The sequence below is a fragment of the Microbacterium karelineae genome (genome assembly GCF_009745985.1).
Classification (GTDB): domain Bacteria; phylum Actinomycetota; class Actinomycetes; order Actinomycetales; family Microbacteriaceae; genus Microbacterium; species Microbacterium karelineae.
Genome location: NZ_WFIX01000177.1, coordinates 155,006 through 176,542, shown reverse-complemented (window position 1 = coordinate 176,542; position 21,537 = coordinate 155,006). Strand labels below are relative to the sequence as shown.

The 21,537-nt window shown below is 70.1% G+C and carries 21 protein-coding genes; 14 read left to right on the top strand and 7 right to left on the bottom strand.

Annotated features, from left to right (window positions below; all coding sequences use genetic code 11):
* The first annotated feature begins 18 nt into the window (after window positions 1-18).
* The 5 genes from GB932_RS07000 to groL all read left to right on the top strand — a co-directional run bounded on the left by GB932_RS07000 (window position 19) and on the right by groL (window position 5,143).
* Window positions 19-1,359, top strand: a complete 1,341-nt coding sequence (locus GB932_RS07000) for a NosD domain-containing protein (RefSeq protein ID WP_156759967.1) — start codon at window positions 19-21, stop codon at window positions 1,357-1,359.
* A gap of 35 nt (window positions 1,360-1,394) precedes the next feature.
* Window positions 1,395-2,435, top strand: coding sequence for a LacI family DNA-binding transcriptional regulator (locus GB932_RS06995; protein ID WP_231916052.1), 1,041 nt, complete (start codon window positions 1,395-1,397; stop codon window positions 2,433-2,435).
* A gap of 88 nt (window positions 2,436-2,523) precedes the next feature.
* Window positions 2,524-2,808, top strand: coding sequence for a DUF3263 domain-containing protein (locus GB932_RS06990; protein WP_156759965.1), 285 nt, complete (start codon window positions 2,524-2,526; stop codon window positions 2,806-2,808).
* Between the two features lie 23 nt (window positions 2,809-2,831).
* Window positions 2,832-3,380, top strand: coding sequence for a LytR C-terminal domain-containing protein (locus GB932_RS06985; RefSeq protein WP_197517360.1), 549 nt, complete (start codon window positions 2,832-2,834; stop codon window positions 3,378-3,380).
* Between the two features lie 140 nt (window positions 3,381-3,520).
* Window positions 3,521-5,143 (top strand): chaperonin GroEL, encoded by a 1,623-nt coding sequence (gene groL, locus GB932_RS06980; protein ID WP_156759963.1) that lies wholly within the window; start codon window positions 3,521-3,523, stop codon window positions 5,141-5,143.
* Between the two features lie 69 nt (window positions 5,144-5,212).
* Here groL and GB932_RS06975 read toward each other — a convergent pair whose 3' ends face one another.
* The 4 genes from GB932_RS06975 to GB932_RS06960 form a co-directional block, all read right to left on the bottom strand.
* On the bottom strand, window positions 5,213-5,500 hold the full coding sequence (locus tag GB932_RS06975; RefSeq protein WP_156759962.1) for a WXG100 family type VII secretion target: 288 nt from the start codon (window positions 5,498-5,500) through the stop codon (window positions 5,213-5,215).
* Between the two features lie 129 nt (window positions 5,501-5,629).
* Window positions 5,630-7,345 (bottom strand): HAMP domain-containing sensor histidine kinase, encoded by a 1,716-nt coding sequence (locus GB932_RS06970; protein ID WP_231916051.1) that lies wholly within the window; start codon window positions 7,343-7,345, stop codon window positions 5,630-5,632.
* 108 nt (window positions 7,346-7,453) lie between these two features.
* Window positions 7,454-8,146 (bottom strand): response regulator transcription factor, encoded by a 693-nt coding sequence (locus tag GB932_RS06965; protein ID WP_156759960.1) that lies wholly within the window; start codon window positions 8,144-8,146, stop codon window positions 7,454-7,456.
* A 56-nt stretch (window positions 8,147-8,202) separates the two neighbouring features.
* Window positions 8,203-9,300, bottom strand: coding sequence for a LacI family DNA-binding transcriptional regulator (locus tag GB932_RS06960; protein ID WP_231916050.1), 1,098 nt, complete (start codon window positions 9,298-9,300; stop codon window positions 8,203-8,205).
* Between the two features lie 160 nt (window positions 9,301-9,460).
* Here GB932_RS06960 and GB932_RS06955 point away from each other — a divergent pair, with 160 nt between their 5' ends.
* The 5 genes from GB932_RS06955 to GB932_RS06935 all read left to right on the top strand — a co-directional run bounded on the left by GB932_RS06955 (window position 9,461) and on the right by GB932_RS06935 (window position 14,885).
* On the top strand, window positions 9,461-10,618 hold the full coding sequence (locus tag GB932_RS06955; RefSeq protein ID WP_231916049.1) for an extracellular solute-binding protein: 1,158 nt from the start codon (window positions 9,461-9,463) through the stop codon (window positions 10,616-10,618).
* Between the two features lie 101 nt (window positions 10,619-10,719).
* Window positions 10,720-11,577, top strand: a complete 858-nt coding sequence (locus GB932_RS06950) for an ABC transporter permease (protein ID WP_231916048.1) — start codon at window positions 10,720-10,722, stop codon at window positions 11,575-11,577.
* A complete protein-coding gene (locus GB932_RS06945; RefSeq protein WP_156759957.1) occupies window positions 11,577-12,398 on the top strand; it encodes an ABC transporter permease in 822 nt (273 codons plus the stop codon). The genes GB932_RS06950 and GB932_RS06945 overlap by 1 nt, the downstream gene beginning before the upstream one ends.
* A 7-nt stretch (window positions 12,399-12,405) precedes the next feature.
* Window positions 12,406-13,440: an ABC transporter ATP-binding protein gene (locus tag GB932_RS06940; protein WP_156759956.1), complete on the top strand. Its 1,035-nt coding sequence runs from the start codon at window positions 12,406-12,408 to the stop codon at window positions 13,438-13,440.
* On the top strand, window positions 13,437-14,885 hold the full coding sequence (locus tag GB932_RS06935; RefSeq protein ID WP_156759955.1) for an inositol monophosphatase family protein: 1,449 nt from the start codon (window positions 13,437-13,439) through the stop codon (window positions 14,883-14,885). Before GB932_RS06940 ends, GB932_RS06935 begins: the two co-directional genes overlap by 4 nt.
* A 9-nt stretch (window positions 14,886-14,894) precedes the next feature.
* Here GB932_RS06935 and GB932_RS06930 read toward each other — a convergent pair whose 3' ends face one another.
* Genes GB932_RS06930 through GB932_RS06920 form a run of 3 tightly spaced genes read right to left on the bottom strand, consistent with a single transcriptional unit; the run spans window position 14,895 to window position 18,517 of the window.
* Window positions 14,895-16,535 carry a DNA repair helicase XPB gene (locus GB932_RS06930; RefSeq protein WP_156759954.1) on the bottom strand — a complete coding sequence of 547 codons (1,641 nt, stop codon included), beginning with the start codon at window positions 16,533-16,535 and terminating at the stop codon, window positions 14,895-14,897.
* A 27-nt stretch (window positions 16,536-16,562) separates the two neighbouring features.
* Entirely contained in the window at window positions 16,563-18,230 is a 1,668-nt protein-coding gene (locus tag GB932_RS06925; protein WP_231916046.1) for a helicase-associated domain-containing protein, read from the bottom strand.
* Between the two features lie 26 nt (window positions 18,231-18,256).
* Window positions 18,257-18,517 carry a multidrug ABC transporter ATPase gene (locus GB932_RS06920; protein ID WP_156759952.1) on the bottom strand — a complete coding sequence of 87 codons (261 nt, stop codon included), beginning with the start codon at window positions 18,515-18,517 and terminating at the stop codon, window positions 18,257-18,259.
* A gap of 118 nt (window positions 18,518-18,635) precedes the next feature.
* Here GB932_RS06920 and GB932_RS06915 point away from each other — a divergent pair, with 118 nt between their 5' ends.
* The 4 genes from GB932_RS06915 (at window position 18,636) to GB932_RS06900 (ending at window position 21,474) form a co-directional block, all read left to right on the top strand.
* Entirely contained in the window at window positions 18,636-19,016 is a 381-nt protein-coding gene (locus GB932_RS06915) for a cold-shock protein (protein ID WP_156759951.1), read from the top strand.
* Window positions 19,000-19,527 carry a DUF3027 domain-containing protein gene (locus tag GB932_RS06910; RefSeq protein ID WP_156759950.1) on the top strand — a complete coding sequence of 176 codons (528 nt, stop codon included), beginning with the start codon at window positions 19,000-19,002 and terminating at the stop codon, window positions 19,525-19,527. Before GB932_RS06915 ends, GB932_RS06910 begins: the two co-directional genes overlap by 17 nt.
* A gap of 37 nt (window positions 19,528-19,564) precedes the next feature.
* Window positions 19,565-20,674 carry a phosphoserine transaminase gene (gene serC / locus GB932_RS06905; protein WP_438616702.1) on the top strand — a complete coding sequence of 370 codons (1,110 nt, stop codon included), beginning with the start codon at window positions 19,565-19,567 and terminating at the stop codon, window positions 20,672-20,674.
* Window positions 20,675-20,754: 80 nt separating this feature from the next.
* Window positions 20,755-21,474, top strand: coding sequence for an iron-dependent transcriptional repressor DtxR (locus GB932_RS06900; protein ID WP_156759948.1), 720 nt, complete (start codon window positions 20,755-20,757; stop codon window positions 21,472-21,474).
* Window positions 21,475-21,537: the final 63 nt, after the last annotated feature.

Genomic DNA, 21,537 nt, shown 5'->3' with positions numbered 1-21,537 from the left:
AGACACGAACGGAGGAAGATGTCCCGCGACAACCACTACGACGTGACGGCGTGGCCGCACGGAGATCCGTATGACGACATCGGCCAGGTCATCAACGGGATCATCGCCGACGTCAGATCGCGTCAGCCGCACGTCGGCGCCGGAGACGGCGGAAAGCCGGGCGCGGTGATCTACATCCCGCCCGGGGACTACCGACTTCGGACGCAGGTCCTCATCGACATCAGCTACCTGAGGATCCAGGGAGCGGGGCACGGATTCACATCGTCGAGCATCCGCTACAACGTCCCGGAGGACGAGTGGTCCGCGCTCCACGAGCTGTGGCCAGGCGGCAGCCGCATCCTCGTCGACGGTCCCGTCGGCGCCGGAGACGACCAGGCGCGAGGGGCGGCGTTCCTCGTGGCGCGTGAGGGGAGCCCGAGGATCAGCTCCGTCGAGTTCGCCGAGTTCTGCATCGACGGGCTGCACTTCACGGGCGACACCCCGTCAGGCGAGGCGGAGAACTCCTATGCGAACGGAAAGACCGGCATCTTCGTCGAGGACGCGAACGACTCGCTTCGGATCACGGGCATGGGGTTCGTCTACCTCGAGCACGCGCTCACCGTCCACAAGGCGGACGCGCTCTCCGTGCACGACAACTTCATCGCCGAGTGCGGGAACTGCATCGAGCTCTGCGGGTGGGGTCAGGCGTCGAAGATCACCGACAACCTGATCGGCGCCGGACCGTGGGGGCATTCGATCTACGCCGAGAACCACGGCGGACTGCTCATCGGCTCGAACAATGTCTTCCCGCGCGGGGCGAGCTGCGTGCACCTGCATGGTGTCGCGCGATCGAATGTGACCGGCAATCGCCTGCATGCCTTCTACCCGGGCATGGTGATCCTGTCGGGTGGCAGCTCGGAGAACCTCATCGGGTCCAATCACCTGCTGCGCGATCACGAGCCGTGGTCGCCCTTCCTGGACGTCGACAACGGCAGGGACGACGCGTACGGCCTGCTGCGCGTGACAGGCAGCGGAAACTCCGTGATCGGAAATCACTTCTCCGAGATCGTCGACGCGCAGCGGATCAGACCGGCGGGGGAGCCACCTGTGATCGTCCGGCTGGTCGAAGGCAGCGGCAATCACATCGCCGCCAATCACGTCGTCGCGCGCGACGTGAGCTCGTCGGCGAGCGAATCCTGCTTCGAAGCGCAGGTGGGTGCGCTCCTCGCGGATCGCGACGCGCGCAGCCTCCCCGTCGCGGCCGTCGTGGTCGATGCGGCGGCCGTGCGCAACACCGTCCTCGACTCCGGTACCGAGGACCAGGTCATCCTCGACCGTGCCGTCAACGCGTTCCGCGCCACTCCGTCGGCCGCTCTCTGATAACAAGGGGAGGGATGACAGAGATGGGGAGTCGAGTGGCTCGGAGCAAGACCGGTATCCGCGACGTGGCGAAGCGCGCCGGCGTGTCCGTGACGACGGTCTCGCATGTGCTCAACGAGACCCCTCACACGCGTGTCAAGGACGAGACGGTCGACCGTGTGCGGGCCGCGGCGAAGGAGCTCGGATATCGGCCCAATCGGCTCGCACAGGGCCTCCGCACACATGCTTCCGGGATGATCGGGCTCGTCGCCGAGGAGATCGCGGCCACCCCCCACGCCGGGCGCATCCTTCTCGGCGCCCAGAAGCGCGCCGATGCGGATGGGCTGGCGCTCGCCATCATCAACTCCGACCTGCAGGTGGAGCCCTTCATCCCCCCGCGGTCCGTTCACGCCTTCCTGGATCGCCAGGTCGATGGGATCGTCTATGCGACCGTCTATCACGACGAGGTCGTCGCGCCGCCGATCATGCGGGGCGTCCCCGCCGTCCTGATCGGTGCGCGCGATCGCGACGGGAGCATTCCGTCTGTGCTGCCCGACGAGCGCACGGGAGCCGCTGACGTCGTGCGAATGCTCATCGAGCACGGGCACCGGCGGATCGCCTTCGTCGGAAGTTCGGACGATATCCCCGCCACGCGCGGGCGCGTCAGCGGATATCGAGACGCCATGGCTGCCGCGGAGATGGCGGACGAGGCGCGGGTCGTCGACGACACATCGGACGCCGCGGGCGGCTATCGCGCCGCTGTGGAGCTGCTCGACAGTCAGGACTCGCCGACCGCGCTCTTCTGCTATGACGACCGGATGGCGATGGGGGCCTACCGTGCCGCCGCGGAACGCGGACTCCGGATCCCAGATGACGTATCGATCGTCGGATTCGACGATCAGGCCCCGCTGCCGACCAGCATGTATCCGGCTCTGACCACGGTCGCCCTGCCCCACTACGAGATGGGGGAATGGGCAGTGGAGACGCTGACGGCGCTCCTGGGCGCAGGGGGTGCAGAAGTCGAACCCTCCTCGCCGATGCTCATGCCCTGTCCTGTCATCGTGCGCGACTCTGTGGGGCCTCCGCGCGACGAGTGACGCCGTCGCCGTGCACCGGCGACCTTCGCTTGTCCGCACAGCGGCATGTCTCAGCGGATGTTCGGTGGGAGCCGCCTACTCTCGTGGCATGTCGAACGTGCATGTCGATGGTTCCCGCACCGGATCCGAGCCCGCGGCGTTCGACGATCTGTCGCGCGCGATCCTGACATTCGAGTCCGAGTGGCCGAAGCACACGGGCGACAAGGAGGATGCGATGCGGGTGCGGCTCTCGCTCGAACCCGCGCGCTATTACCAGCTGCTGGGGCGCCTCGTCGACGATCCCGCCGCGCAGGCGCACGCGCCGCTGCTGATCGGACGGCTGCGGCGCCTCCGCGAGGCACGCAGCGCCCGGCGGGCGCGGATGCTGCGATAGCTTCGCCCGCTACGATGAGCCGAATGCCGCAGCCGACCTTCCCGCGCGACCGCTTCGACGACGTTCCGCACGACCCCGCTCGCGTCGGCGCGCATCGCGCGCCGCGGCCGAAGATGCGCTGGCTCGTCGTGGTGCTGTGGTGGCTCCTCGCGGTCGCCGTCCTGACGGGGGCGGGCATCGTCGCGTTCCTCGCCCTGTCGAACACGAACATGATCGACCTCCCGGCGCCGCCGACCTCGTCGCAGGGGCCCGCCGAGGAGGAGGCCGTCGTCGACACCGACTACGTCGTGCTCGTCCTGAACGGCACGGGTGACGCCGCCGCGGCCGAGGCGGTGGCCGCCGGCGTGCGCGAGGCCGGCTGGGGAGAGGACGACGTCGTCGAGCTCGACGCGGACAGCGATGACTTCGAGGCGACGACGATCTTCTACGTGAACGACGGCGACGCCGCGGCGGCACGGGGCCTGGCGGCGGAGCTCGGCGTGGAGAACGTCGCGCAGAGCGGTGACTTCGCCGAGATGAGCGAGAACGGCCTGACCGTCGTGGTCGGCCTCGATCGCGTCGACGCGCCGTAGTCGACGCCGGACGCGCCGCCGCCGACGCTCAGACGCGATGGGGTTTGCACTCGCAGGGGTCGAGTGCCAGAATGCTGTTAGCACTCAGCATGATTGAGTGCTAATGACCACACGCCTACGTCCGGGAGGGACGACAACACATGGCAAAGATGATCGCTTTCGACGAGGAGGCCCGCCGCGGCCTCGAGCGCGGCCTCAACCAGCTGGCCGACGCCGTCAAGGTGACGCTCGGCCCGCGTGGCCGCAACGTCGTGCTTGAGAAGAAGTGGGGCGCTCCCACCATCACGAACGACGGTGTGTCGATCGCCAAGGAGATCGAGCTCGACGACCCGTTCGAGAAGATCGGCGCGGAGCTCGTCAAGGAGGTCGCGAAGAAGACCGACGACGTCGCCGGCGACGGCACGACGACGGCCACCGTCCTCGCCCAGGCGCTGGTCCGCGAGGGCCTCCGCAACGTCGCGGCAGGCGCCGACCCGGTCAGCCTGAAGCGCGGCATCGAGAAGGCAGTCGCGGCCGTCACGGCCGAGCTCCTCGCGAACTCCAAGGAGATCGAGACGAAGGACCAGATCGCCGCCACGGCGTCGATCTCGGCCGCCGACACCGAGATCGGCGAGCTCATCGCCGAGGCCATCGACAAGGTCGGCAAGGAGGGCGTCGTCACGGTCGAGGAGGCTCAGGCCTTCGGCACCGAGCTCGAGCTCACCGAGGGTATGCGCTTCGACAAGGGCTACCTGAACCCGTACTTCGTCACGGACCCGGACCGCCAGGAGGCGATCTTCGAGGACCCGTACATCCTCCTCGCGAACCAGAAGATCTCGAACATCAAGGATCTCCTGCCCGTCGTCGAGAAGGTCATGCAGTCGGGCAAGGAGCTCGTCATCATCGCCGAGGACGTCGAGGGCGAGGCGCTCGCGACGCTCGTGCTCAACAAGATCCGCGGCATCTTCAAGGCCGTCGCGATCAAGGCTCCCGGCTTCGGCGACCGCCGCAAGGCGCAGCTGCAGGACATCGCCATCCTCACGGGCGGCCAGGTCATCACCGAGGAGGTCGGCCTCAAGCTCGAGAACACCGACCTCGACCTGCTCGGTCGTGCCCGCAAGGTCATCGTCACGAAGGACGAGACGACGATCGTCGAGGGCGCCGGCGAGGCCGGCCAGATCGAGGGTCGCGTGACCCAGATCCGCCGCGAGATCGACGCGACCGACAGCGACTACGACCGCGAGAAGCTCCAGGAGCGTCTCGCGAAGCTCGCCGGCGGCGTGGCGGTCATCAAGGCCGGTGCGGCGACGGAGGTCGAGCTCAAGGAGCGCAAGCACCGCATCGAGGACGCCGTCCGCAACGCGAAGGCCGCCGTCGAGGAGGGCATCGTCGCCGGTGGTGGCGTGGCCCTCATCCAGGCCGGCACGACCGCGTTCGAGAAGCTCGAGCTCGTGGGCGACGAGGCGACGGGTGCGCGCATCGTGCGCGTGGCCATCGAGGCGCCGCTCAAGCAGATCGCCCTCAACGCCGGCCTCGAGCCGGGCGTCGTGTCGGCGAAGGTCGCCGACCTCCCCGCGGGCCAGGGCCTCAACGCAGCCACGGGCGAGTACGTCGACATGCTGGCCGCCGGCATCATCGACCCGGCCAAGGTGACGCGTTCGGCGCTGCAGAACGCCGCGTCGATCGCCGGCCTCTTCCTCACGACCGAGGTCGTCGTCGCCGACAAGCCCGAGCCGGCCGGTGCCGGTGCGGGTGGCCCCGAGGCCGGCGGGATGGACTTCTGATCCACTCCGGCTGACGCCTGAGCCAGCGGCCCCTTCTCCGAAGCATCGGAGGAGGGGCCGCTTCGCGTCTCAGCGGAACATGTTGGCGACGTCGGCCTCTACCTGCTGGTAGCCCGCGCCGGCCATCTCGAGCCGGTGGGCGAGGTTCTGCAGCGATTCCTCGACCTGCAGGTGCAGCGCCTGCCATTCGGCGGCGATGCCCTGGAAGGCCTGCGATGCGGTGCCCTGCCACGCCGCCTCGAGCTGCTGCACGCGGCCCATGATGAAGGCGACCTCTCCGCGCAGGCGGTCGGAGCCCGCCTGCACCTCGGCCTTCGTGCTGATGAGGGATTCGCTGTCTACTGTGAACTGGGCCATGTCGGCTTCCTTTCGTGTGGGAGTCCTCACGCTAGGAAGAACGGCGCCTGTCCCGCCGGGCCGCGGGGCCGGATCCTCAGATAACTTCGCGAGGTCGGCGCCTGTGCACACGCTGACCCCCGCAGGCGATCAGCCGGCGGCCTGCGCGAGCGGGAACGCGACCTGGAACGTCGCGCCGCCGCCGGGGGTCTCGAACACCGCGACGGATCCGTCGAGCCGCTCGACGATCGAGGCGACGATCGCGAGGCCGAGGCCGCTTCCGCCCGTCTCGCGCGTGCGCGAGGTGTCGGCGCGCCAGAAGCGCTGGAAGATCTTCTCCCGGATCTCCGCGGGGATCCCCTCGCCGTGGTCGACGACCGAGATCCACCCCATGTCGGTGTCGACGTCGACGCCGACCTCGATCTCGATGGGCGAGTCCGGGGGGCTGTAGCGGCGCGCATTGCCGAGCAGGTTCGCGACGACCTGCTGGATCTTCTCCTCGGCGCCGCGCACGACGGGAGGCACGTCGACGGGCTTGCCCTTCTCGGGCTCCGAGAAGTCGAGCGGGGCGATCGACGCCCCGGCCGCGGGCGCCGCGTCGCCGGTGGTGGGTCGGCGCCGCCAGAAGCCGCGCGTCGCCTGCGCAGCGCGGGCGCTCGCCGCGCCCGTCAGAGCGCCGAGGATCCCCGTCGGCGGGCCGGCGTCCCGCCGCGGCGCGTCGGGGTCCTCGTGCGGTGCGGGCGGCTGAGCAGGAGCCGCCGCCGGACCGGGCGCCTCGAGCTGGCCGCGCGCGCCCTCCGACAGGATCGTGATGGGGCCGGTGAGCGCCTCGAACGTCGTGTCGTTGACCGCGACCTGCCTCGTCTGATCCGCGGCGCGCACGTCGAGCGCGGCGTCATGCGCGATCCGCCTGAGGTCGACGTCGACGATCTCGAGCTCGCGCCTCTCGTCGAGACGGGCGAGCGAGAGGAGGTCCTCGACGAGCGAGGCCATGCGCTGCGCCTCCTTCTCGATCCTCTCCATCGCGCGGGCGGTGTCCTCTGGCGTCTGCATCGCCCCCATCCGGTACAGCTCCGCGTAGCCGCGGACGCTCACGAGGGGTGTGCGCAGCTCGTGGCTCGCGTCGCCGATGAAGCGACGCATCTTCTCGACCGTCGCGTCGCGCTCCGCGAACGAGTCGTCGAGGCGATCGAGCATCGTGTTGATCGCGATCTTGAGGCGCCCGACCTCGGTCGTCGGCTCGATGTCGGTCATGCGCTGTGCGAAGGCCCCGTCGGCGATGCTCATCGCCGTCGACTCGACCTGGCCGAGGCGGCGGAAGGCGAGCGTGACGAGCCAGCGGGTGCCGAGCGCGCCAACGATGAGGGTGAGGACGGTCATGGTCGTGAACACGCCGATGTACGTCGTGACGAATGAGTCGACGTCGTCGAGCGGCAGCGCGACGAGCTGCGCATAGAGCGTGCTCGACGACGATCCGTCCACTTGGATCGGAATGACGGCGGCGCGGTACTCGGCGCCCTTGAGCGCGTCGAGCGTGAAGGGGTGTCCCTGGCTCAGGAACGCGTCCTGCACCGTCAGCTCGGTGGGGAAGAGGGGATCGCGCGCGGCGCTCTCCGCGCCGCCCGCGACGTTCGTCAGCTCGCCGGACGCGTTGTAGAGGGCGATGACGTATTCGGTGCGGGGCTCAGGTGACTTCGATGCGAACGAGATCTCGCCCGTCTCCGGGTCCTCCGCCACGTCGAAGACGGTCTCGTACACGTCGGTGCCGACGAGCTGCAGGACCGACGAGTCCACGTAGCCGCGGAGCATGGACTGCAGGACGGGCATCGCCCCGAGGCCGGCCGAGATGAGTCCCGCCGCGAGCACGCCGACCGTGACGCCCGTGATCTTGGCGCGCAGGCTCGTACGGCGCCACCAGCGGGTGAAGGCGTCGGAGCGGGCGGCCAGGGCGGGATCCCTTCTGGCGGGCGTGCGTCAGGCCTTGTCGACCTTGAGCATGTAGCCGAACCCGCGCTTGGTCTGGATGAGCGACTCGGTCGCGTGCGGGTCGATCTTGCGGCGCAGGTACGAGATGTAGCTCTCGACGATGCCCGCGTCGCCGTTGAAGTCGTACTCCCACACGTGATCGAGGATCTGAGCCTTCGACAGCACGCGATTGGGGTTCAGCATGAGATACCGCAGCAGCTTGAACTCGGTCGGGCTGAGGTCGATCGCCGTGTCGCCGACGTACACGTCGTGCGTGTCCTGGTCCATCGTGAGCTCGCCGGTGCGGATGACCGACTCCTCGTCTTCGGACTGCATCGTGCGGCGCAGGACGGCCTGGATGCGGGCGACGATCTCGTCGAGGCTGAACGGCTTCGTGACGTAGTCGTCGCCGCCGACGTTGAGGCCCTTGATCTTGTCGTCGGTCTCGTCCTTCGCGGTGAGGAAGATGATCGGCGCCGTGTATCCGGCGTCGCGCAGACGCTTGGTCACGCTGAAGCCGTTCATGTCGGGGAGCATGACGTCGAGCACGATCAGGTCGGGCTCCTCCTCGAGCACGGCCGAGATCGTCTGTGCGCCGTTGATGACGGTCCTCACCTGGAAGCCCGCGAATCGCAGGCTCTGCGAGAGCAGGTCGCGGATGTTGGGCTCGTCGTCGACTACGAGGATGCGCGGTGCGGTCATGCCCCCCATTATGTCGATGATGCGGCGGTTTCGGGTGACCCACTCCCGATTCGGGGTCAGGTCGGCGGCGCGGCGGTCGCGCCGGCGACGAGCTCCACCGGCATCAGCGTGCCTTCGGGGCGCCCCCCGTCGAGCAGCTCGCGGACCAGACGGCCGGCCTCGCGCCCCCGCTCTCGCAGGGGTTGCCGCACGGTGGTGAGAGGCAGATCGATCCAGGGGATGTCGATGCCGTCGAAGCCCGTGACGGTGAGGTCGTCGGGGACGCGGATCCCGAGTTCGCGCGCCGCGTCGATCGCACCGGCGGCGAGGATGTCGTTCTGGGCGAGCAGGGCCGTCGGGCGGTCCTCGCGGGCGAGGAGCACACGGGCGGCGTCGGCTCCCGCGACGGCATCGCGCCCGCCGGCCTCGACGCGGACGGCGTCGGGGAAGACCTGCGCGACGGCGTCCAGACGGCCGAGGATCGTCCGGTTCGTGATCTCGTCGCGGCGCGCCCCGATCGGCTCGGCCGGGCCCGGCGGGAGTGAGGCGCCGAGCTGAGTGGTGCGCATGATGACACCGACCCTCGTGTGGCCGAGCGCCGCGACCCGCTCAGCGAGACGCCTCATGCCGCCGCGGTCGTCGACCTCCACCAGGGTCACGTCGTCCGCGTGCGGCCCCTCGATCCCCACCATCGGCACGCCGCGGGCGCGCATGATCGCCAGGAGGTCGTCGAACTGCTCGCCGCGGGTGGCGAAGACGACCGCGTCGACGGGCAGGGAGCTGAGCGCATCGGGATGGTCACGGGCGTGCGCCCGGCCCGGCAACAGGAGCTGGCCGTATCCGAGCTGGTCGAGGCTGTCCGAGAGGCCGTCCATCGTCGCGAGGGCGACCGGGTTCTGGAACGCGAGGCCGACGCGCTCGGCGATGACGATCCCGACGATTCCGCTCCGGCCTCGGCGCAGCGACCGTGCGACGGGGTGCGGGCCGTCGTAGCCGAGCGTCGACGCGGCTGCGAAGATGCGCTCTCGGGTCGCGTCGCGCACGCGCGGCGAGCCACGGAACGCGAGCGATGCCGTGGAGGTCGAGACGCCCGCGCGCGCCGCGACATCCGCGATCGTCGCGCGCCCTGCGCGGCCGCGCCCCCGTGCCGCATCCGCCGGTGGAGTGATGTTCACGATGCCACCGTACTGTGCGATCGCAACGTTTCGATACGTTCTCCTCGCGAACGGACGCCTGTCGCCATCCGTTCACCGATCGGCCACCCGACGCACGAACGATCGAAACGGTGCGATGACCGTCGCGCCCACACCCCCTCCACAGAAGGAACCGTGCATCGTGAACATCCCTCGCGCATTCTCGATATCCGCGGTCGGCCTCTGCGCCGTCGGCGTCCTGGCGGCGTGCGGCCCCGTCGCAGCGACCGGAACGTCCGCCGACACGACGACCGACGACAGCTCATCCCTCACCGTGTTCATCTCCGGGGACACCAACGTGCAGGACCTGTGGGAGAAGGGCATCATCCCGGCCTATGCCGAGGTCGAGCCGGATGTCGCGGTCACCACCACGATCGATCTCCACGGCGAGCACGACCAGCAGACCGTGGCGAAGCTGACGACAGCGACGGAGGCCGGCGACGCGCCGGGCTTCGACGTCGTCGACGCCGGGTTCGTCGTGTCGAGCGCCGCCGAGGCGGGTGCCCTGCTCGAGGTCGATGCCACCAGCGTGGCGGGCCTCGAGACCGTCCCGGAGGCGACGATCGACGCGGGCAAGGGCGTCGGGATCCCGTACCGCGCCTCGTCGGTCCTCCTCGCCTACGACACGACGAAGGTCGACGAGCCGCCGCAGACGCTCGACGAGCTCCTCGACTGGGTCGAGGACAACCCGGGCGAGTTCGCGTACAACTCGCCTTCGACGGGAGGCTCGGGCGGCGCGTTCGTCACGACGGTGCTCGACAGCTACCTGTCGGACGCCGATCAGGAGGCGATGCGCGCGGGCTACGCGAAGGAGCTCGAGGAGGGCTGGGACGCCGGGTTCGAGCGCCTCGTCGAGATCGGCGACTCCGTCTATCAGGGCGGGGTATACCCGAACGGCAACAACCAGGTGATCGAGCTGCTCGCCGGCGGCGAGATCGCGATGGCTCCCGTGTGGAGCGACCAGTTCATCACGGGACAGGCGACGGGGCTGATCCCGGAGTCGGTGGGGTACACCCAGATCAGCGACCCGAGCTTCACCGGCAGCGCGTCGTACCTGGGGATCCCGAAGACGAGCCCGAACACGGAGGCCGCGATCGATCTCGTGAACTTCGTGCTGAGCCCCGAGGGGCAGCAGATCATCGCCGAGCAGATCTCCGGATATCCCGTCGTCTCCCTCGACGAGCTGCCGGACGAAGTCGCCGATCGCTTCGCAGAGGCCGATCCGACCGCGCTGCGGCCCGGGTACTACAGCGAGATCGGCGCCGACATGTCCAACGAATGGGACCAGCGCGTTCCGTGAGCGGACAGACGCTGACCATCAGCGCGGGCGGGGTCGCCGCGCGTCCCGCCCGCCCAGCGACCCGGAGGACGGAATCCCGGCGACGGGCTGTCGGCTTCTCGATGGCGCTGCCGCCCGTGATCCTCATCGCGCTGTTCGTCGGGCTGCCGGTCCTGCTGTCGATCGGGTTCAGCTTCGGGATGACGGGCGGCCTCAACAGCACGGCGGCGGCGATCGGTCAGAACGTGTACGAGGCCGACGGCCTCGCCACGGTCGAGGCGTACGCGCAGCTGTTCGCGGATGCCCGGTTCGGCCGCGATCTCGTCGCGACCGTCCTCGTCACGGTCGTGACGACGGCGGCGACGCTCGTGCTCGCGATCGGGATCGCGGTGCTGCTCAGGCTGCGTGGAGGGTGGGCGGCGACTGCACTGTCGGGCCTCGGGATCGTGCCCCTGTTCATCCCCGTCGTGATCGCGTCGTGGGCGATCCTCACGTTCTACTCGGGCGACGGGTTCGTGCGCAGCGTCTTCGCGCAGTTCGGCGTGGACGGACCCGTGTTCGGCTTCACGCTCACGGGCGTCGTCATCGCCTCCGTCTGGGTCAACCTGCCGTTCGCCCTCCTCATGGCGACGTCTGGCATGCAGGCGGTTCCCGATGCCCTGATCGATGCGGCGCGCGACTCGGGCGCGTCGCGCCTCGCGATCGTGCGCGACGTGCTCGTGCCGATGGCGGGCATCCCGCTCGTGATCGCGGCGACCTTCACAGCGATCGGCGTGCTCGGACAGTTCACGGTGCCGTACTTCACCGGTCCGAACGCGCCGCAGCAGCTCGGCGTCGACATCAGCAAGTACTTCCAGTCGTTCAACCAGCCGCAGCAGGCGGCGGCGATCGCGGTCGTGGTGTTCCTCATCGCATCGGGGGTCGCCGCGCTCTATGTGTGGGCGAACTTCCGGAGCGCGAAGCAGGAGGGGCGCGTCTGATGGCCTCGCTGATCCGTCGCATCGGAGGCCGCGTCCTCGCCGTGGTCCTCGTCCTCGCGGTCGTCGGCTTCATCATCGGGCCGCTCGTCTGGCTCGCCGCCCATGCCTTCGCCACAGAGTGGACCTACCCGTCGCTGCTGCCTGAGGGGGTGACGCTCGACTGGTGGCGGATCGTGCTCTCGGATCCCAGCCTGTTCGCCGCGATCCAGAACTCCCTGTTCTTCGCGCCGATCACGGTGCTCGTCTCCGCCGTCGTCTGCCTGCCCGCCGCGTACGCGTTCTCCCGGTTCGACTTCCCCGGCCGACGGGTCTTCCTCATCGGCCTGTTCGCGACGAACGCCTTCCCCAAGATGGGGCTGTTCGTATCGATGGCGACGGTGTTCTACGGGCTGCGGCTGATGGAGACGGCGCTCGGCATCATCATCGTCCACGTGATCGGCACGGTCGTCTTCATGACGTGGATCCCCGCTGCCGCATTCTCCGCCGTGCCCCGATCGCTCGAGGAAGCCGCCCGCGACGCGGGGGCAGGCAGGCTGCGCGTGTTCCTCACCGTCACCCTGCCGATGGCGCTGCCCGGGATCCTCGTCGCCGCCGTCATGTCGTACCTCGCGTCGTTCGACGAATCGCAGGGGACCTATCTCGTCGGAGCGCCGTCGTTCATGACGATGCCGACGGAGATGTATTCGCTCGTCCTGAACTACCCCAAGCAGGTCGCCGCGGTCTTCGCTCTCCTGCTGTCCATCCCCTCCGTCGTCCTGCTGCTGCTCACCCGCCGCTACATCATGGGCGGACAGCTCGCGGACGGCTTCCAGATCCGCTAGGAGAACCGTGACCTACACGACACCCCCGACGACGCCCGGCGTGCGGCTCGCCGGGCTGACGAAGATCCTCGGCGGTCGCACGATCGTCGACGGCCTCTCCCTCGCGATCGAGCCCGGCGAACTCGTCTCCCTCCTCGGACCCTCGGGATGCGGGAAGACGACGACCCTGCGGATGATCGCGGGCTTCCTGTCGCCGGACGACGGCCGCGTCGAGATGGCGGGGCGCGACGTCACGGCGCTCGGGCCGGAGAAGCGCCCCAGCGCGATGGTGTTCCAGAACTATGCGCTGTGGCCCCACATGACGGTCGCGAAGAACGTCGCCTACCCGCTGCGCGTCGCGCGGAGACCCCGCCGCGAGATCGCCGAGCGCGTCGCCGATGCGCTCGAGCTCGTCGGCCTGTCGCATCACGCCGACAGCCGACCCGCGCGCATCTCCGGAGGCGAGCAGCAGCGCGCGTCGCTCGCGCGGGCCCTCGTGCAGCGGCCGAAGCTGCTGCTGCTCGACGAGCCCCTGTCGAATCTCGACGCGAAGCTGCGCGTGCGCGTGCGGGAGGAGATCCGCGATATCCAGCAGCGCCTCGGCATCACGACGGTTCTCGTGACGCACGACCAGGAGGAGGCGATGGCCGTGTCGGACCGCGTCGCCGTCATGAACGCGGGGCGGATCGAGCAGATCTCCGCGCCGGCCGACCTCTATCGCGCCCCCGCGACCGAGTTCGTCGCGGGATTCATCGGCGCGAGCAACAGGATCGACTCGCTCGGCCTGGGAAGCGGGGAGGACGGCGTGCACTACGTCGTGCGACCTGAGGACATCGCGCTCGCCGAGGACGGCATCCGGGCGTGCGTGACGCGCGTGCTGCCGCATGGGCACTTCGCCGAGGTCGCGCTCGACGCCCGGGGGCGTGAGCTGCGCGCCTACCTCAGCGGATCCGTGCCCGCCGTGGGTGACGAGGTGTGTGTGCGCTTCGATCGCGCCCTGCGGTACGTCGACGGCGCGCTCGACGGCGCCGTCGACCTCGTCTCCGAGAGGATCGCCGGATGAGCAGTCCGCGCATCGTCGCGCACCGCGGCCTGCACGGAGTCGGTGCGGCACGGGAGAACACTCTCGCAGCGATCCGCGCCGCGGTCGACGGGGGCGCCGACGTCGTCGAGGTCGATGTCCGCCTCACCTCCGACGGAGCCGTCGCGCTGCTGCACGATGAGACGTTCGACCGGCTCTGGGGAGATCCTCGGCGGGTCTCCGAGACGACGCTCGTCGAGGTCCGCGAGCTCGGTGGCGGCGAACGGCGCGTGCCCCTGCTCGCGGAGGCCATCGAGGCCATCCGCGGCACCGGCGTGCCCCTTCTCATCGACATGGATCATGCTGGTGTCGCGGCACCGGCGGCACGCGTCGTGGAGAGGAGCCGCGCGGAGGACATCGTCGAGTGGTGCGGGGCGCACGCGGCCATGCGCGTGATCCGCGAGGCGCTTCCCGACGCCGTCATCCATCAGCCCTGGAGCGCCGCCGCGCCCCCGGTCGCCGAGGATCTCGCGGAGCTCCGACCGGCGTTCGTCAACGTGCCACACCTGCTCGTCGGCGAGGCGTTCGTCGAGGCGGTGCACGCGCTCGGCCCGCGCGTGGCGTGCTGGACCGTCGATGAAGGAGCGCAGGCGGCGCACCTCGCGGAGATCGGCGTCGACTCCGTCACCACCAACCACCCCGAGCGGGTCCGCGACGCGGTCCCGGACGAGACGGCGCGGCGGCTGGCGATCGTCGAGCAGCTCGCCGTCGACGCGGCGGAGGCCGCGCGTCGTGCGCGGTGCGACGGAGTCGGCATGGTCGAGACGAAGCGGGATCCGGCAGATCACGTGACGGAGGTGGATCGCGCGATCGAGGGGTGGGTGCGCGCCGTGCTCGGCGCGCAGTTCCCCGAGCACGACATCGTCGGGGAGGAGTTCGGCGGCGAGACCGACGGGGTCGCGCCCTGCTGGTACCTCGATCCCGTCGACGGGACGGCGAATCTCGCCAACGGCATGCCGTGGACGAGCTTCTCGCTCGCGCTCGTCGAGCGAGGAGACCCCATCGTCGGCGCCATCGTCGACCCCGCGGGGGGTGCGCCCGTCGTCGCGGCGCGTGGCCGTGGCGCGCGGCGCGCGGGGGAGCGGATCGCCGTCGGGCCGGCGTCCGGGGATCCGCTCGTCGGACGGATGGTCGCGACCGAGCTGGCCGGCGCGGTGCCGTGGCCCGGGTTCGCGTCCCTCCTCGAGCAGCTCGCCGATCGACACTGCACGCTTCGCGTCCTCGGTTCCGGGACGGCCGCGCTCGCGGGGCCGGCACTCGGGCGCGGCGTCGCGGCGCTCGTGCACCGGTACAGTCCGATCGACCACGCCGCGAGCCTCGTCATCGTCCGCGAGGCGGGCGGAGTCGCCCGCGTGCTCCCCTCGGGCGTCGCGCTGACGGCGGCGAGTGAGGAGTCCGCGGCGGCCGTCGAGGGACTGCTGGCTTGACGCCGCCGCTCAGGCGGCGATGTCCTGCGTGTCGAGGATCGTGTAGCTGTAGCCCTGCTCGGCGAGGAAGCGCTGCCGGTTCTGCGCGAACTCCTGGTCGACCGTGTCGCGGGCGATGAGCGTGTAGAAGCTCGCCGTGTGATCGCTCTGCTTGGGTCGCAGGAGCCGGCCGAGGCGCTGTGCCTCCTCCTGTCGTGAGCCGAAGGATCCGGACACCTGGATCGCGACCGACGCCTCCGGCAGGTCGACGGAGAAGTTCGCGACCTTCGACACGACGACGAGCTGCAGGGATCCGTCGCGGAACGCCTGGAACAGCCTCTCGCGCTCGTCGACGGGCGTGGCGCCCGTGATCTGCGGTGCGTCGAGCGCGTCGCTGAGCTCCTGCAGCTGGTCGAGGTACTGGCCGATCACGAGGATCTGCTCGTCGGGGTGGCGTGCGACGATCTCGCGCACGGCGTCGATCTTCGCGGGCGCCGTCGCGGCGAGGCGATACCGCTGGTCGTCGGCCGCCGCGGCGTACTCGAGGCGCTCGGACGCCGGCAGGTCGACGCGCACCTCGTAGCAGGCTGCGGGGGAGATGTACCCCTGCTGCTCGATCTCCTTCCAGGGCGCGTCGAAGCGCTTGGGGCCGATGAGGCTGAACACATCGCCCTCGCGGCCGTCCTCGCGCACGAGCGTGGCCGTCAGGCCGAGGCGGCGGCGGGCCTGCAGGTCGGCCGTCAGCTTGAACACCGGCGCGGGCAGCAGGTGCACCTCGTCGTACACGATGAGGCCCCAGTCGAGGGCGTCGAGCACGTCGAGGTGCGCGTACTGGCCCTTCCGCTTCGAGGTGAGGATCTGGTAGGTCGCGATGGTGACGGGCTTGATCTCCTTCACCTGGCCCGAGTACTCGCCGATCTCGTCCTCGGTGAGCGAGGTGCGCTTCAGCAGCTCGTCACGCCATTGGCGCGCCGAGACCGTGTTGGTGACGAGGATGAGCGTCGTCGTCTTCGTCTGCGCCATGGCGGCCGCACCCACGAGCGTCTTGCCGGCGCCGCAGGGCAGCACGACGACGCCAGATCCGTCGTGCGCGAACGTGTCGACGGCCTTCTGCTGGTATGGCCGCAGGTGCCAGTCGCTCTCGTCGAGCGCGATCTCGTGGGGCGTGCCGGGTGTGTAGCCGGCGAGGTCCTCCGCCGGCCATCCGATCTTGAGCAGCTCCTGCTTGATCTGGCCGCGCGCCCACGCGTCGATGACGAAGGAGTCGGGATCCGGGTGCCCGACGAGCAGGTTCTGGATCCGCTTGTTGCGCGCGACCTCCGCGATGACGGCGCGGTCGGTCGTGCGCAGGAGGAGTTCGCCGTCGTCGCCGCGCTCGATCGTGAGCCGCCCGTACCGGCCGACGGTCTCGCGCAGGTCGGTCGACACCGAGGGCGGGACGGGGAATCGCGTGTATCGCTCGAGCGTGTCGAGCATGTCGTCGGCGGTGTGCCCGGCGGCGCGCGCGTTCCACAGGCCGAGCCGCGTGATGCGGTAGGTGTGGATGTGCTCGGGGGCGCGCTCGAGCTCGGCGAACACGGCGAGGTCGTGCCGCGCCGTCTCCGCGTCGGGGTGCGCGACCTCGAGGAGAACGGTGCGGTCGCTCTGGACGATCAGCGGGCCATCAGCCATAACGGTCGATTTTACGCGTCGGCGGCGTCAGGCGCGTCGCACGGCCGAGATGAGGGCGATCGGAAGGGTGCGCTCGACGTCGGCGGCGGCATCGCGGCCGCGCAGCCGCCCTCCGCCGAGTCCCGTCGGCTCGAGGGTGAGCTCGCGCACGCTGCCATCGGGCATGTCGACGGCGACGATGAGGGTCGTCCTGTCCTTGATCGCCCCTTCGAGCTCGCGCTCGAGCCAGGCCGCGTCGGCATCGGATCCCTGCCCGTCGCGCAGCCGCGCGATGAGGTCTGCATAGTCCTGCCGCGGCGAGGTGTCGTCGGCGACGCGGTGGCGGTCGAGCGAGACGACCTCGCCGTCGTCGTCGAGCACCACGACGGGGTAGCGCGCATCGGAGAGCGCCCAGTAGGCGACGTCGCGCGGGGAGCGGGTGCGCAGCAGGGATCCGTCGAGGACGAGCCCGAGCGGGCGGAGAGCCTGATCGACCGACAGGGTGCGCAGCAGGTCATGGTCGGGCGTCGAGACGACGGTGTGGCCGGTCGACGGATCTCGCGAGATGCGGACGAGCCCATGTCGCTCCGCGGTGCGCTCGATGAGGTAGTCGAGGGGCTGGGGGACCCCGGTGAGCGACAGCTCGGCGAGGAACGCACGGAGCGTCCGGGCCGTCTCGCCCGCGCTCAGGGCGCGCGAGAGGGAGCTCTCCGTGAAGCGATAGGTCGATGCCTGTGCGTGCGATTCGCGCGAGGCCATCCGGCGCAGGCGCACATCGAGCGACGGGGAGAGCGGGCCGGGGCTGATCGCGGTCAGATCGTTCTGCAGGTAGACGTTGTCGACCTCGTGGGGAAGCAGGGCGACGAGCGGCGCGGGATCCGGCTCTCCGCCTTCGCGCGCTGGGCGCGCCCAGGACGGCTCCGTGGGCGGCTCGCCGTCGGCGACGAGGCCGATCAGACGGGCGAACTCGAGCCATCCGCGTGCCTTGTCGGGCCAGGCCGCGTCGAGGGGGTACGCACCGTCCCACAGCGCGGGGTCGATCCAGCCGCCGTCGCCGGACCGCAGGCCGAGCGGAAGCGCTGAGCGCAGCAGCCGTGCGAGGGCGGCCCATCTCTCGGGCGTCGAGGTCCGCACCCAGTCGGCGCCCGCGCTCGTGGTGTGGATCTGCCGGTCGTGTCCCCGCATGAGGCCGGTGGCTGCGGCGAGCCGGACGAGCGCGTCGGCGTCCTCCGGGTTCTCGACGATCTGCTGCTCGACGAGGCGGCGCTTGTCGGCCTTGCCGAGCGCGCCGGTGCCGATGCGGGCGAGCGGCGCCGACAGTGCGGCGATCAGGATGTCCGCGAGCGAGGTGATGGTCGTGAACGCGCGTTCCGCGGCGTGGCCCGCGGCGACGGGATCCGCGGGGCGCGGTTCCGACGCCGGAGTCGGCGCGAGGGAGACTCCGTCGAGCGCCGTGGCGACGGTCGGCAGGGCGATGCCGTCGTCGTCCGTGAGGGCGAGGGTGCGCCGGGGCTCGCGTCCGGCGAGGGCGGCGAGATCGTCGCGGGGGAGGGCGGAGAGCGCCGCGGCGACGGCATCCGGCTGGAGCAGCGCCTCGGCGACGTCGAAGAAGTCGTGCCACGCGGCCGCGGGGTTCGCTGTCGGCGAGAGGCGACGTTCGAGGAACAGCTCCGCGAGCGCGTGATCGTCGGCGGCTGCGAGGCGTTCGGCGATCATCCGTGCGACGGTGCTGTCCGCGGATGTCACTGGCGGTTCGCCCTGCTCCGTCGGATGAAGCTCATGATGAGAAGCGCGAGCAGGAGGAGGAAGGCGACGATGGGGCCGACCATCTGGACCATGAAGACCGCGGGCCAGATGCCGTCGTATTCTTCGACGCCGGTGGCACCCGCGATGATCACCGCCGCGAAGCAGGCGATCGAGAGCACCAGGATCCCGAGCGACATCGCCGCGAGGATCCTATCGATGCGTCGCACCGCGGGGGCGCCGTCGGGCTTGCTGCTCACCCCTCCACACTACGGCACGTCTCACGGCCGCCGCCCGCGGTAATCTGGGGGCGAGGGTGCGCGAGCTCCCTCTTCGTCATTCACCGCAGCATTCACGGCAGTTCTCAGCGAGGTCACGATGCCCACCGGCAAGGTCAGGTTCTACGACGAGGAGAAGGGCTTCGGCTTCATCTCCTCCGACGACGGACAGGACGTCTTCCTGCATGCGAGCGCGCTGCCCGCCGACACGGCGGTCCGCAGCGGCATGCGTCTCGAGTTCGGCGTCGCCGACGGCCGTCGCGGCCCGTCGGCCCTGTCGGTGCGGATCCTCGATGCGCCCCGTGGCGCCCCGAAGGCCGCGAGGAAGGCGCCCGACGACATGGCCGTGATCATCGAGGACCTCGTGCGCCTGCTCGACGACATCGGCGGGGATCTGCGCCGCGGTCACTATCCCACTGGTTCGCACTCGCGCAAGGTCGCGGCTGTGCTGAGAAAGGTCGCCGATGACATCGACAGCTGACACCGACGAGCGCCTGCTCGCCTCGCGCGATCTGGCGCTCGACGCGCTGCGCGAGATCACACCGGAGGAGACGATCGGCGAGCCGGCGGCGCACAGCGTCACGGACGGCGTCGTCTCGCTGCGGTTCAACACGGCGCTCCTCGGATACCCGGGGTGGTTCTGGACGGTGTCGCTGGCTGCCGTCGACGGTGAGGACCCGACGGTTCTCGAGGTCGAGCTTCTGCCGGGCGACGGCGCGCTCCTCGCGCCCGACTGGATCCCGTGGTCGCAGCGACTCGAGGACTACAAGGCGCACCAGGCAGCGGCCAAGGCCGAGGAGGAGGCCGCGCGCGAGGACGACGATGAGGACGACGACCTCGACGAAGACGACGTCCACGACGACGGATCCTCGATCCTCCATGCGGGTGACGTGGACGGGGTCGACATCGACGAGCTCGACGAGGACGAGGACGGCGACTCGGACGACGACGATGACGAGGATTCCGATGGAGACGAGGCGGGCGACGCCTGAGATCGAAGGGTGTCCTGCGGCGTCATAGGATGGCATCATGACGCTCCAGATCCCCGCCGACCTGCTCCCCGCCGACGGACGCTTCGGATGCGGACCGTCGAAGGTCCGCCCCGAGCAGCTCTCGGCGCTCGCGGCGGCCGGGTCGTCGCTCCTGGGCACCTCCCATCGTCAGGCGCCCGTCAAGAATCTCGTCGGAAGCGTGCGCGAGCACCTCGCCGAGCTGCTCCGTGTGCCGGACGGATACGAGATCATCCTCGGCAACGGCGGCTCCACCGCGTTCTGGGACGCCGCGGCGTTCGGCCTCGTCGAGGCGCGCAGCCAGAACCTCACCTTCGGCGAGTTCGGCGCCAAGTTCGCGAAGGCCGCGGGCGCGCCGTGGCTGGAGGCGCCCGATGTGCGCTCGTCCGAGCCCGGCTCGATCGCCCTACCTGAGCCCGTCGCCGGTGTCGACGTCTACGCCTGGCCTCACAACGAGACCTCGACGGGCGCCACGGCTCCCGTGACGCGTGTCGCGGGCGACGACGGCGCGCTCACCGTGATCGACGCGACCAGTGCGGCGGGTGGCATCGACTTCGACGCCGCGCAGGCCGATGTCTACTACTTCGCGCCGCAGAAGAACCTCGGCTCGGACGGCGGTCTGTGGCTCGCGGCCGTCTCGCCCGCCGCGATCGAGCGGATCGAGCGGATCGCCGCCTCGGGGCGCTACATCCCCGCGTCCCTCGATCTCGCGACGGCGCTCGAGAACTCGCGGAAGAACCAGACCTACAACACTCCGGCGCTCGCGACGCTTCACCTGCTCGACAGCCAGCTCGCCTGGATCCTCGCGGGCGGGGGCCTCGCGTGGGCGGATGCCCGCACGCGCGAATCGTCGGGCGTGCTCTATGACTGGGCCGAGGCGTCCGACGTCGCGACGCCGTTCGTGCAGGATCCGGCGCACCGCTCGCCGGTCGTCGCGACGATCGACTTCGCCGACGGGGTCGACGCGGCCGCGATCGCGCAGACGCTGCGCGCCAACGGCATCGTCGACACCGAGCCGTACCGGAAGCTGGGCCGCAACCAGCTGCGCGTGTCGACGTTCGTCTCGATCGACCCCGACGACGTGCGCCGCCTCGTGCAGTGCATCGAGTACGTCCTCGCGAACAGCTGAGCGTTCTCCCTCTCTCCGGTCCCGACCCACGCGTGGGAGGTTAGGATCGCCTTACCCGTTCTGGTGACGAAAGCGCAGCGATGACCGATCTGATCGACACGACGGAGATGTATCTCCGCACCGTCCTCGAGCTCGAGGAGGAGGGCATCGTCCCCCTTCGCGCCCGCATCTCGGAGCGGCTCGGCCACTCCGGCCCGACCGTCTCGCAGACGATCGGTCGCATGGACCGCGACGGGCTCATCCGCGTCGGCGACGACCGACGCCTCGAGCTGACGCCGGACGGTCGGCGCAAGGCGATCGAGGTGATGCGCAAGCATCGCCTCGCGGAGCGGCTGCTGAGCGACGTGATCGGGCTCGACTGGGCCTATGTGCACGAAGAGGCCTGCCGCTGGGAGCACGTCATGAGCGAGCTCGTCGAGCGCCGGCTCGTCGAGCTCCTCGGGCACCCCGACGAGTCGCCATATGGCAACCCGATCCCCGGCCTCGGCGAGATCGGCGAATCCGGCGTGAGTCGCCGCTTCGACGAGGGCGTCGTGTGCGTCGTGAAGAAGCTCGAGGCCGAGGGCGGTCCCGTCACCGGCACGGTCCGGCGCCTCGCAGAGCCCGTGCAGGTGGATCCCGAGCTGCTGCAGCAGCTGCGCGACGCGGGCGTCGTGCCCGGTGCGCACGGCGACTTCCGCTTCAGCGAGGGGTATGTCCTCGCCCAGATGGACGGCGTCGACGAGGCGCTCGAGCTGCCCGTGGAGCTCGCCTCGCACGTGTTCCTCGTCGCCGAGGAGACGGCGCCTGCGGGCGCGTGAAGAAGATTCTCACGCCCTCAGCGTGACAAATTCGTTATCTTTCGTTACCGTATGGTGACACCC